A 12,218-nucleotide genomic window follows, 5' to 3' on the forward strand; every position below is an offset into this window, starting at 1 on the left:
CACATGCTCTTTAAAATTTTAATTATGAAAGAAAGCGTTACCACGATTGATTAGTTATATGTCTGTTAAGTTCTAATTCAATCTTTAATTTGAAAGGGGAGAACGATGATGTTTGAAACAATTTGGCCATTGATTACGGTGGTAATAGGAATTATCGTATTATTATCACTTATTATTTTCTTGAAATTAAACACATTTATTTCATTAATTATCACATCAATTGTGACAGCAATTTTACTAGGTATGCCTTTAGATAAAATCATTGAAACAGTAGAAAATGGTATGGGAAGTACACTAGGACATATTGCATTGATCTTCGGATTAGGTGCTATATTAGGGAAACTACTCTCTGATGGTGGGGGTGCGACACGTATTGCCGACACGCTCATCGATAAGTTCGGACCTAAACATGTACAATGGGCAATGCTTGTAGCTGCGTTTATTGTAGGTATTGCCTTATTCTTTGAAGTAGGTTTAGTATTATTGATTCCTTTAGTATTTACGATTGCAAAACGTGCAAATGTTTCACAATTGAAATTAGGTTTTCCAATGGTTGTGGCTTTATCTGTAACACACGGATTTTTACCACCACATCCAGGACCAGTGGTTATAGCTAAAGAATTAGACGCAAACCTAGGTCATGTATTACTTTACGGTATGATTATTGCAGTTCCAGTTACAATTATAGCTGGACCATTGTTTAATAAAATTGCTCAAAAAATTGCACCAACAGCTTATACACGTGAAGGTGATATATCAGCCTTAGGTGCACAAAAAGAATTTTCAGAAGAAGAAATGCCTGGATTCGGAGTCAGTTTATTAACTGCGATTTCCCCTGTTATTTTGATGTTATTATCAACAATTGTACAATTAATTACAGGACATGAAGAAGCTACAAATGGCTTTGAATCATTTATTTACTTTATTGGTACTGCAGCTACGGCAATGCTTATCGCGGTATTGTTTGCAATCTTTACTATGGGTATAAAACAAGGACGCAAAAACTCAGAAATCATGGATTCAGTATCTAATGCAATTTATCCAATTGGGATGATGATCTTAATTATTGGTGGTGGCGGCACTTTCAAAGAAGTGTTAATTGAAGGTGGCGTTGGAGATACGATTGCTACATTATTTGAAGGTACAGAAATGTCGCCGATATTCTTAGCATGGCTTGTTGCTGCAGTACTTCGTATTGCACTAGGTTCATCAACAGTAGCAGCAATATCATCTACAGGTATCGTCTTACCATTGTTACAAGTATCAGATGTTAACGTTGCGCTCGTTGTTCTTGCCATAGGTGCGGGTAGTGTTATTTTATCTCACGTTAATGATGCAGGTTTCTGGATGTTCAAAGAATATTTCGGTTTGACTGTTAAAGAGACTTTCTTAACGTGGTCATTACTTGAAACTGTGATTTCAGTATCTGGTTTAATCTTCATACTTATACTTAATATGTTTGTATAAAATAGAAAGACAATCTGTCGACAAAGTCTAACGACTTTGTTGGCATTTTTTTGTGCGCGCTTTTTGCGGGCACAGCCTCAGCTTGTAGTCTTCGGCTAGTGCTTTATTAACGATTCAGGAGTCGGCCCAAATAATTGCCGTTTTAAATTAACATAATCTCATGATTGAACTCATATAAAAGTAAACACATATAAAAAATATAACTGAAAAAGCGAAAAAAGATTAACTTAATATCTATTAAAATTAAAAAATAAATTTGATGAACAAAGATAATCTCAATAAAGGATCCCTTAATAGTTAAGAGTCATTTTATTTAATTTATTATGAATTTTTAAATTTTTGTTGTGATTTTACGTTACTTAAATATAGTTGTCATTGAGAAGAACAACATTAAATTGCTTTAAAATGATAAAATAGAATCAATATCAAATTTTTAACGGTGTCAAAACGCCTATTTCAACCTTTTAGAGTGATTGAAATATGAGTTATTGATGTTACACAAATATACGAGTATTGAAATTATACACAACTCATTTATAGTAAGTAAAATAGGGGGCTTAATTATGAAAAGAATATTACTGATCGCAAGCGCGTTTATCGGTGTCATTGTAGGAGCCGGATTTGCATCAGGGCAAGAAGTACTCCAATACTTCACGAGCTTTGGCATTATGGGGACATTTGGCGCTATCATTACTACAGCATTATTTGCTTATGTGGGTATGATGCTTGTTTGGTTAGGAAGTAAATCTAAGACAGATTCTCATAAAGAAGTTATACATAATATCACAGGGAAATCTATATTCGGTAAAATTTTAGGATGGATTATTGATTTAGTCATTATCTTTACACTCTTTGGTGTAGGTGTCGTTATGATTGCAGGAGCTGGATCAAACCTTAATCAACAATTTGGATTACCTTCAATTGTAGGTACTATCCTTATGACAATACTTATTTTACTTGCGGGTATGATGAAAGTAGAAGGCGTTGTTAAAGTTATTGGGAATATTACTCCATTTTTAATTATATTCATTATAATAATTTCAGTTTATAGTTTTATGACAACAGATACATCATTTTCACAACTTAATACAATGTCGGATGCGAAACCATCAACATTACCTAACTGGTTTATAGCAGGTGTAAACTATGCATCATTTAATACAGCAGTTGGTGCTTCTATGGCAATTGTTATGGGTGGTTCCGAGAAAAATACAAAAGTTGCAGCATTAGGTGGTTTATTCGGTGGACTCGCATTAGGTGTTATGATTGTACTAAGTCATTTAGCTATCTTTACACAAATCGATATTGTTGGCGAAATGGAGATGCCAATGTTAGGTATCGTAAATCATATTTCACCTATACTCGGCGTCGTTATGGCTTTTGTCATTTTCGGTATGATTTTCAATACTGGTTTAGGTATGTTCTATGCATTTGCAACTCGTTTTACGGTAGTAGATACGAAACGATTTAAACTTTTCTATACAGTTACAGTTATGGTTGGTTTATGCTTGAGTTTCGTAGGTTTTACAGATTTAGTAGCAATTTTCTATCCATTAATTGGTTATTTAGGACTTGTACTAATATTTGTATTATTCTATGCACCATTTAAACTCAAATTTGGTAAGAAAAATTCACATAAATAAGCACGAGAGTATAACGTAAATAGTCGTTTATCCAGTTTGAATTAATATTTTAATGAATTTTTTTGATAATAAAAAATGAACTAGTTATAGAATTATTTGATAAGTTCAAAGAAATTTAATATAAATTTCACACCTCACTCCTTATTTTTAGATATAATAAAAATATAAGGAATGGGGTGTTTTTTTATGAATGAGGAAACGCTAGAGATTTTACAGATGCATGCACTACAATTATTGGGAATTCGGCTAGAAGGATATGATATGAGTGATATGAATGGGGTGATTAATCATATCAAGACGCCGTTTACAAATACTGCACGCAAGCAGTTCAAAAATGAATTGAAACATTTTATTGTGCAAATGCACAGCAATAAAATTTATCATTATACGAATCGTTTTGGTGTGAACTTTTTAATATTCAAATTTAAAAAGTACAAACAAATTTATATTGTTGGTCCATATATGGAGAAGCGGCCTAATGAACGTCGTTGTAATGAGTTGCTCCAGAGTTTAGATATTAAAATATCTAAACTATCTATATTGAAGCAATATTTGCTGACTATACCTTTATGTCATCAAGTTAAAGCACAAAAAATGTGTCGTTTAGCAGTTCGATTCTTGAAAAAAAGAAATATAAATTATGAAACTGTAAAAATTGATTTTAGTTTTCATTCAAATACAGAAGATTTAGCAGAATCTAAAGCGCAAATGGATTATACGTTAAAAGAAATAGAGTATCGTTATAATTTAGAGAATCAGCTACTTACTGCAGTTGAAAATGGCAATGCTAATGAGGCTTTATCAATTCTTAATGCAATGAATTTATCAGTGGCAGGCTTACGACGTGTAAGGGATGATATTTCAAATGAACAATATAAGGCATATTTGATTAATACGTTATGCCGTAAAGCCGGTGAAAAAGCGGGTGTAAGTTTGATTCATATTGATGAAATATCTGCAAAGTATGCGGCGTTGATAGATCAAACAATGGACATAGAAACTTTAGATGAAATTACCCATTCAATTGTTAAATCATATACAGATAGAGCGATGAAGGTAAAAGCGAATGCTTATAGTCCAAAAGTAAGTAAGGTAATTCAATATATTGAAAGAAACTTAGATAGTGCATTGTTATTAGATGAACTCGCCTCATATGTTGGTTTGGCACCAAGTTATTTGTCCAAAATATTTAATAAGGAAATTCATAAATCTATCTCACAATACATCATTGAATCAAGAGTTAAAAAGGGACGTGATCTTATTGCAAGAACTAAAATGACGGTCGCTGAAGTTGCCAATTATGTAGGTTTCAAAGAACAAAGTTATTTTACACAGTGTTTTAAAAAGCAATACGGAACAACACCATTAAATTATCGAACAAAACATAAAGAGTTTTATTAGGATAATGAAGTATAGAAAATTAGAAAAAAGGCTTTAAATCTTTCATTTTTAGTGAATATATTATTAAAAATATCAATAAAATGATAATTATGATGTAAAATCATTGTTTAACGTACAAGTTTACAACATATATTTAAAAAATGAATTGCAGGCAAACCAAAAAGAACAGCTGAGTTTATATGTCAAAAAGAAGCTGTAGTTATAGAGTTTGTGAATCACCTACACTTACGATGTATTAATTAAGTGAAATTCATTTTATAACAACGTTGTTATTTTAATGTTGACTGTTCTGTATTTAAAAATATAATAAAGTTAAGATTCCTATAAATAAGGGTGAGCGATATGTCACTATCGACTTCAAAAACAGTTTAATTTATGGGGATAAAAATTTTTAACGATATAAGAAAACGCTTACATCATTGTGTGTCTTATTATCGATTGATTGTAACAATCACTAATACATACTAAGAAACGATTAAACACTAAAGTGTAGTCAGGAACGTTTCTATAGTGGAAAGAGGTTATCAGCATGGTTACAGCAAAATTAAAACCGGCAAATAGTAAGTTAAAGAGTTTTAAAGAAATTCAATCACCAAGATTAAAATTCAAAGAAAAACTTGCATATGGATTTGGAGATTTAGGTAATGGCTTAATGTTTGATATGGGACAAATTTACTTATTGTTATTCTATACAGATATTTTAGGCATACCGTCAGTAGTTGCGGGAGCTGTTTTTCTTGTTGCGAAGTTCTTTGATGCCTTTGTAGATACTGGAGTGGGGACTTTAGTAGATAATCAAAGGAACTTTGCTAAACGTGGTAAATTCAAGCCTTTTATTTTGTACGGTACGATACCGCTCGCCTTACTCACAGTTTTAACCTTTATGTCGCCAGATATTAGCCAAACTGGGAAAATAATATGGGCATTTGGAACATACTTGTTATTTAACGCAGCATATTCATTTGTGAATATTCCATATGGTTCATTATCAGCATCTATGACAATTAATGCAGATGATCGTACGCAATTATCAGTGTTCCGTAACTTAGGTTCACAAGGGGCTATGTTTATTTCGGGAATCGTAGTTATCCCATTAGTTAGTCTATTTCCAAGTCATGAATTGGGTTATCCAGTTGTAGTAGGTATACTTGCAATCTTTGGTGTAACGTTCCATATGTTGTGTTACAAAGGCGTTAAGGAACGTCATACAGTAGAAAGACCAAAAGAAAAAGGTATTGGTCGTAAAGCATTTTTTAATTTATTGAAAAATAGACCATTTATCATTTTAGCATTATATACATTATTAACGATTACAGCATTATTCCTACAACAATCATCGCAACTATATTACTTCCAATATGTTTTAGGTGAAGCTAACTTAGTTGGCGTGGTGAGTACATTAAACATCATTGTGTTAGTACCGGCATTATTCTTAACTACATTTTTAAGTAAAAGAGTTGGTAAGAAAATGACAGCAGTTATCGGTGTATCTGGATTCGTTGTATTCCAATTTATTAACTTTATGTTCTTCTCAGATAATGTGATGTTATTTTTAATTGTTAATACCCTTGCACAATTATTCTTAGTTATTCCTAATACAGTGACATGGGCATTTATTGCAGACGTTGTAGAATATGGCCAATGGCAATCAGGTATTAGATCAGAAGGTATTATTTATGCGAGTTACAGTTTCACTAGAAAAATATCACAAGGGTTAGCTGGTTTCCTACCAGGTTTAGCTTTAACGCTTATTGGTTATGTACCACAAGCAGCCCAATCAGCTGAGACAATGGCAGGATTAAAAGTATTATTCTTTATTGTACCTGCATCACTTTGTTTAATTGCAGTGATATTGTTCTTCTTTGCGTATCCATTAACTGACCATAGACATAAACAAATTGTTAAAGAATTAGCACTTAGAGAAGAATTATAATACATTTCTAATATAATTGAACTGTTATGGAAGGAGTTAAATCATGTTATATCCAGTGATAAACGAACATAGAAGTATCATTGATTTAAATGGTATCTGGGACTTTAAATTAGAAGGTGTAGATGATCAAATTGATGTGACACGACCATTAAATACGGAATTAGTTATGGCAGTGCCAGGATCATATAATGACCAAGGTGTTACTTCAGATATTCGTAATCATGTAGGCAATGTTTGGTATGAAAGAACATTTACAATACCTAACGTGTTGAGAAACGAACGTATTGTATTAAGATTTGGTTCCGCAACACATAAAGCAACTGTATATATAGATGGTAAAGAAGTAACATCACATCAAGGTGGTTTCTTACCATTTGAAGTTGACATCGATTCGAAATTTGGTTCTGGTCAACATCGTTTAACAGTTTGCGTGAATAATATTTTAGATGAAACCACTTTGCCAGTTGGTGAATACAGTGAAACGATTGGTAAAGATGGTAAAATAATTAAGAAAAATTCACCAAACTTTGACTTCTTTAATTACGCAGGATTGCATAGACCTGTAAAAATATATACGACGCCTAAAGTATTTATACAAGATATTGAAATTGTACCAGAAGTATTAACAGATCGAGCTAATATAAAATATAAAGTCACAACGAATGAATCAGTGCCTACAATAGCAGTTAAGTTGCGAGACGAAGAAGATAATATTGTTGCTGAAACATCAGGTGCAGAAGGAATGATAGAAGTAGAGCATCCTCATCTATGGCAACCCTTAAATGCCTATTTATATCATCTAGAAGTGACATTGTTAGATAATGACCAAGTCATTGATATGTATGCGGAGCGTTTCGGTATTCGTTCTGTAGAAGTAACAGATGGACAATTTTTAATTAATGGAGAGCCATTTTACTTTAAAGGCTTTGGTAAACATGAAGATGCTTATTATAGTGGACGTGGTATGAATGAAGTTACAAATGTATTAGATTTCAATTTGATGAAATGGATTGGTGCCAATTCATTTAGAACGTCACATTATCCATATTCAGAAGAAATGATGCGCTTAGCAGATGAACAAGGAATCGTCATCATTGATGAGACGACCGCAGTAGGTGTGCACTTAAACTTTAGTGCTATTTTATCTGGTAGTACAACGCGAGATACATTTAAAGAAATTGGTACAAAAGAAGCACATGAAGCGGTAATTAAAGGTTTGATTGAACGTGATAAGAACCATGCATGTGTAGTAATGTGGTCTGTTGCTAATGAACCGGCGTCTACTGAAGAAGGTGCTAAAGCATACTTTGAGCCTTTAGTGAACTTAGCTAGAGCATGTGATCCACAACAACGACCGGTAACGATTGTGACAATTCTCACGTCACAACCAGATACATGTGAAGTACAAGATTTAGTTGATGTGCTGTGCTTAAATCGATATTACGGTTGGTATACACAGTCTGGCGATTTAGATGCAGCTAAAGAAGCATTAAAAGCAGAGTTAGATGGTTGGACAGAGAGACAACCAGGTAAGCCAATTATGTTCACAGAATACGGCGCAGATACAATAGCGGGGATGCACGCAATTAATGATGAGTTATTTACGGAAGAATATCAAATACGTTATTATGAAGCCAATCATGAAGTTATAGATCACTATCCGCAGTTTATAGGTGAACAAACATGGAACTTTGCTGACTTTGAAACATCCAGTGGAATTATTAGAGTGCAAGGAAATAAAAAAGGTATCTTCACACGTGAGAGAAGACCGAAAGCAGTCGCACATTATTTCAAAAAACGTTGGGACAACATTCCAGACTTTGGATATAAAAATTAACACATAGGATTCATAATGAAGTTTAAACTTAGAACCCTCTACGATGGACGATGCATCCGTAGGGGGGGTGTTTTGCTAACGACTTTACGTAATAAGTGATTATTATGAACGAATTCCGATATAAAAATCACTTCATTTGATATATATTAACTATTAGTTTAGTTAATATTACACCACCATTGCTTAATTTATGTATTATTTTTGTTTGAAAAGTGGCAGTGATTTGGTCCGACTCCTGATGAGTTAATAAAGTACTAGCCGAAGCGTACAAGGCTGAGGCTGTACTCATAGAAAGCGTGCACAAAAAATGCCAACAAAATCGTGAGACTTTGTCGACAAATATAAAAGGGATTTTCCGTAATTGGAAAATCCCTTTTAGTCGTTGATAAGTATTTATGTTCTTAAAAATATTTCAACAATCTAATATATAAAACTTACTTATTATTATAATTTTGCTTGCCATTTATCTGTCCAAACTAAGTCGTTATGCGTACCTTTGAATTCACTTTCACCCATGATTTTGTCTACTGTTTGTTTGATTGTTTCTGGGTTCGAATGATATGCGTTAATATAAGCTTTGACCATTGTTGCATCGTGTAAATGCGTTGTGAAGTTTAAAGAGACAAATACTGTTGGGACTTCATGTACATACCAAGGAATTTCATTACTCATGGCAGTACCCCATTTAATACGGTAATTATTTTCAGCAGCGTAACCAATAATGTTTGCAAAGACAAGTGCTGCATCCACTTTTTCACGATAGTCTAGCGTTTTGCCTTTAACTCGTGTAGAGCCATCGTTCAATGTCACATGGAAACCGCGTGATTCTAATTCTTGAATAATATCTTCTTCTACATTGTTTGAAGATTTATAGATACCATCTTTTTCACCTTCGATAATATATAACTGAATATTCTTATGCGTTTCAGGTCGAATCGGTAATTGATCTAAAGTGTTTTTAACTAAAGTGATACCTAAATCAGCAGCTTCAGCACGCATTGCTAAATGTTCATCACAACCAATAATAGCTAAATCTTCTTGTGAGCGGATCAGCGTATCCTCTGCTTGTTGTTTATGCAAATTCATTTGAGCTTTAAGTCCTAAAATGCGACGTACTGCATCATTTAAACGCTCCTCAGTGATAATACCTTTGTTATAACCATTTAACATAAATTGATAATCTTCTTCTGAATCATTGAAGAATAAGAACATATCACAGCCGGCAGCAATAGCTTGTGGCACATAGTCTTCACGACGCATTGCAGCGGTCATACCTAACATATGGCTAGCATCCGTAACAACTAATCCATTGAAGTTTAAGTCTTCTTTTAATAAGCCTGTAATTAATTCGGGTGCGAGTGTAGCAGGTAAGATATCTTTATCTTCAAGCGATGGATTTAATTTTTTAGAATAAGCGGGTTGTGCAATATGACCTGCCATAATCATTTGAACGCCACGATCGATATGATGTTGATAAACTTTGCCGAAACTATCATCCCATTCTTGTGTTGATAATTCATTCACACCAAGTACGAGATGTTGGTCACGTTCCTCAGTACCATCTCCTGGGAAGTGCTTGATACAAGTAATCATATCGCGTTCAGAATTAAAACCATCTATAAAAGCGCTAGAATATTTTATAACTGTTTCTGCATCTGTCCCGTATGCACGTGTGTTCACTATTGTATTTCTCCAATTTTTCAAAATATCTACACATGGATCGAAATTAATATGTACGCCTAAAGCTGAAGATTCACGTGCTGATACGAGGCCAGCATTATAAGCGACTTTTGTGTCTTGTGCTGCTTCACATTGTGCAGCACTTGCGATGTAGGTGCCATCTTTACAAGCCCCGTTACCACCTGAATCACAGTTTGCGGCTACTAAGACTGGAACTTTTGCGTGTTTTTGTAAATCATTGAGTAAATTTTGTACATCTTCTTTATTCCCACCTTCATAACGTGCGCCACCAATGTGGAAACGTTCTAAGACTTCTTTATTTGTTAAGTCAGCATCATGAAACTTCTTACCGCCTTCTAAAGAAAATAAATTAAAAAAGAGTTGTCCAATTTTTTCTTCGTCTGATAAATTTCCTAGTGTACGTTCTACCCATGAAATTTGTTCATCATCTAAATTATAAGGTGTTGCTTTTAAATTTACTTTTGCCATAAACTTAGTTCTCTCCTTCGAAATTATTATAAAATATTGTAGTTAAGGATGATTGAATGTCTTGATTGAATCGACCTTCTTTAAATAATTTTAAATATTTATTATCAAAATCTAACCATGATTGATTTTCATGTCCTGCTAAAATAGGATAGAAATAAAGATCATGCGATTGAGCAGCATCCATGTCACCTTTAGCATCACCTAACATGATGATATCTTCGGTATTGTAAAATTGTTTCAATTGTTCTAAACAGTATTCTTTAGTACCAGCTTCTTGAGCAAACATGCCACTTAAATAGGGTGTAAGGTGATATGTTTCCCATTCATAAGCAACTGCGGATAAATTTGCGGAAGATACGATTGCAATATCTGCAAACGTTGAGGCATTTTTCAACGTACGTTGTACATGGTCGAAAGGACCAATACTAGGTAAGTTTTTGATGTGATCATTTACACTGTGTGACCACGACAGTGCTTTTTGTAAACCTAACTTTTCAGGAGAGGCTTGAATTGCTTGTTCTAGAGCCGGATTGGAAAAAGATGCTGTTGTTTGGACCCAATGCTTTATATCTTCATAACCTTCAATGTTTAATCCTTTTGCTACAAGTTCGCTCAACATTTTTTCAAGGCCTTTAAAACGATTGATACCTCTTGTAATTTCGTATAAATTAAAAGCATTCCAACGCTCTAACACGTCTTCTTTGATATCATCAAGTTGCCATTCATCTATAAGCGCAGGGCCAAAAGCACGTTCGTGTTTAATTGTCATTGAATCGATGGCACAACCATCTGAATCAACACAAATCAATTTCTTAAACTTAGGTTGATATTGTGATAAAGTTTCGATCATATTAAATGCTCCTTTCAAAAATATTTTTTATTTATAACTATCTAAACATTACGAATAAATAGTTAAAGCATTGTTAGTCTAAGCGTAGGGAATATTTATAAAGCGCTTACATTACACTATTAAAATTATCACGCTCAAAGCAAAAATACCACATTATTTCACGAAATAATGTGATAAGATTCACAAATTATTCAGTTTGAAGTGAAATTTTAATAAAAAGGTTATTTTTTTAATAAAAAAGCTGTTTGTGAAAGATCGTAATAAGGAACTTATAACTTATGTATGTCTATAAAAATAATGATATAAGGATACTTTCAACGATATGAAAATGGAAGAATCGCTTCAATTAATTTGAGAAGTCAATTAATAAACGATTTTAATAAATACAAAAAGATTAAAAGTGATGAATTTGTGAAAAAAATCACAAAATACTTTCAAATTAAGTCACTATCTATTATGATGAAAGTGTAGAAGATAGATAAAGCTTAGCGAAAGCAAAAATACGGAGTGATTATAATGAGAAAAGTAATTGAGGAAGTAATTTTTTCAAATGAAAGCAGTTATGATATTTACACGCATACCGGCGTAAACCAAGGCATTATCAATGATATTAAAGATGGATACAGAAGTATTGATTATATCGCTTACATTGATGCAGAGAAATTATACAACTATGGACTTGCAAAAAAAGTAGCTAGTTAATGATTTATACACTGCGTGCATCGAGTGATTTTGGAGCTGAGTATATCTCTCGTTATGACTGTGCAATAATGAAAGTTATCACTCAACTTCTAGCATGATTTTCTCCCCATTATCAACTTTCATGATTTACCGTTCATCCGTTAAAAGCTTAAAAAGAGGCTGGGACATATCACATGTCTTAGCCTCAGTTTTTTATATTGGCAGTGGCTGACTGAA

8 protein-coding genes are annotated in these 12,218 nt (G+C 33.2%); 6 read left to right on the top strand and 2 right to left on the bottom strand.

Translation table 11 applies throughout. The features are described from left to right. The first annotated feature begins 108 nt into the window (after positions 1-108). From ACP3TL_RS14170 to uidA, 5 genes are all read left to right on the top strand, one after another. Complete coding sequence (locus tag ACP3TL_RS14170; protein ID WP_069817111.1) at positions 109-1,467, top strand: gluconate:H+ symporter; 1,359 nt, start codon at positions 109-111, stop codon at positions 1,465-1,467. A gap of 563 nt (positions 1,468-2,030) precedes the next feature. Further along, entirely contained in the window at positions 2,031-3,110 is a 1,080-nt protein-coding gene (locus ACP3TL_RS14175; RefSeq protein WP_285325718.1) for a YkvI family membrane protein, read from the top strand. A 186-nt stretch (positions 3,111-3,296) separates the two neighbouring features. Then, entirely contained in the window at positions 3,297-4,511 is a 1,215-nt protein-coding gene (locus tag ACP3TL_RS14180; protein WP_069833226.1) for a helix-turn-helix domain-containing protein, read from the top strand. Between the two features lie 529 nt (positions 4,512-5,040). Then, positions 5,041-6,444 carry an MFS transporter gene (locus ACP3TL_RS14185; protein ID WP_069833227.1) on the top strand — a complete coding sequence of 468 codons (1,404 nt, stop codon included), beginning with the start codon at positions 5,041-5,043 and terminating at the stop codon, positions 6,442-6,444. Positions 6,445-6,487: 43 nt separating this feature from the next. Next, positions 6,488-8,281 (top strand): beta-glucuronidase, encoded by a 1,794-nt coding sequence (gene uidA, locus ACP3TL_RS14190; RefSeq protein WP_069833228.1) that lies wholly within the window; start codon positions 6,488-6,490, stop codon positions 8,279-8,281. Between the two features lie 444 nt (positions 8,282-8,725). Here the strand turns inward: uidA and ACP3TL_RS14195 are convergent, their stop codons facing one another. Both ACP3TL_RS14195 and ACP3TL_RS14200 read right to left on the bottom strand, forming a co-directional pair. Next, positions 8,726-10,450 carry a glycoside hydrolase family 3 protein gene (locus ACP3TL_RS14195; protein WP_069833229.1) on the bottom strand — a complete coding sequence of 575 codons (1,725 nt, stop codon included), beginning with the start codon at positions 10,448-10,450 and terminating at the stop codon, positions 8,726-8,728. Positions 10,451-10,454: 4 nt separating this feature from the next. Further along, the gene (locus ACP3TL_RS14200; protein WP_069833230.1) at positions 10,455-11,300 is read right to left on the bottom strand and encodes an HAD hydrolase-like protein; all 846 of its coding nucleotides are present in this window, start codon (positions 11,298-11,300) and stop codon (positions 10,455-10,457) included. A 516-nt stretch (positions 11,301-11,816) separates the two neighbouring features. On the opposite strand from ACP3TL_RS14200, the gene ACP3TL_RS14205 reads away from it, so the two are divergent. Further along, the gene (locus ACP3TL_RS14205) at positions 11,817-12,002 is read left to right on the top strand and encodes a hypothetical protein (RefSeq protein ID WP_069817088.1); all 186 of its coding nucleotides are present in this window, start codon (positions 11,817-11,819) and stop codon (positions 12,000-12,002) included. The last annotated feature ends 216 nt before the right edge of the window (positions 12,003-12,218 follow it).

The organism is Staphylococcus caseorum (assembly GCF_049943195.1).
Taxonomy (GTDB): Bacteria; Bacillota; Bacilli; order Staphylococcales; family Staphylococcaceae; genus Staphylococcus; species Staphylococcus equorum_A.

What these genes read in the sequence shown, in the direction of transcription:
- ACP3TL_RS14170 (WP_069817111.1), top strand. Translation starts at nt 109, where the DNA reads ATGTTTGAAACAATTTGGCCATTGATTACGGTGGTAATAGGAATTATC.
- ACP3TL_RS14175 (WP_285325718.1), top strand. Translation starts at nt 2,031, where the DNA reads ATGAAAAGAATATTACTGATCGCAAGCGCGTTTATCGGTGTCATTGTA.
- ACP3TL_RS14180 (WP_069833226.1), top strand. Translation starts at nt 3,297, where the DNA reads ATGAATGAGGAAACGCTAGAGATTTTACAGATGCATGCACTACAATTA.
- ACP3TL_RS14185 (WP_069833227.1), top strand. Translation starts at nt 5,041, where the DNA reads ATGGTTACAGCAAAATTAAAACCGGCAAATAGTAAGTTAAAGAGTTTT.
- uidA (WP_069833228.1), top strand. Translation starts at nt 6,488, where the DNA reads ATGTTATATCCAGTGATAAACGAACATAGAAGTATCATTGATTTAAAT.
- ACP3TL_RS14195 (WP_069833229.1), bottom strand. Translation starts at nt 10,450, where the DNA reads ATGGCAAAAGTAAATTTAAAAGCAACACCTTATAATTTAGATGATGAA.
- ACP3TL_RS14200 (WP_069833230.1), bottom strand. Translation starts at nt 11,300, where the DNA reads ATGATCGAAACTTTATCACAATATCAACCTAAGTTTAAGAAATTGATT.
- ACP3TL_RS14205 (WP_069817088.1), top strand. Translation starts at nt 11,817, where the DNA reads ATGAGAAAAGTAATTGAGGAAGTAATTTTTTCAAATGAAAGCAGTTAT.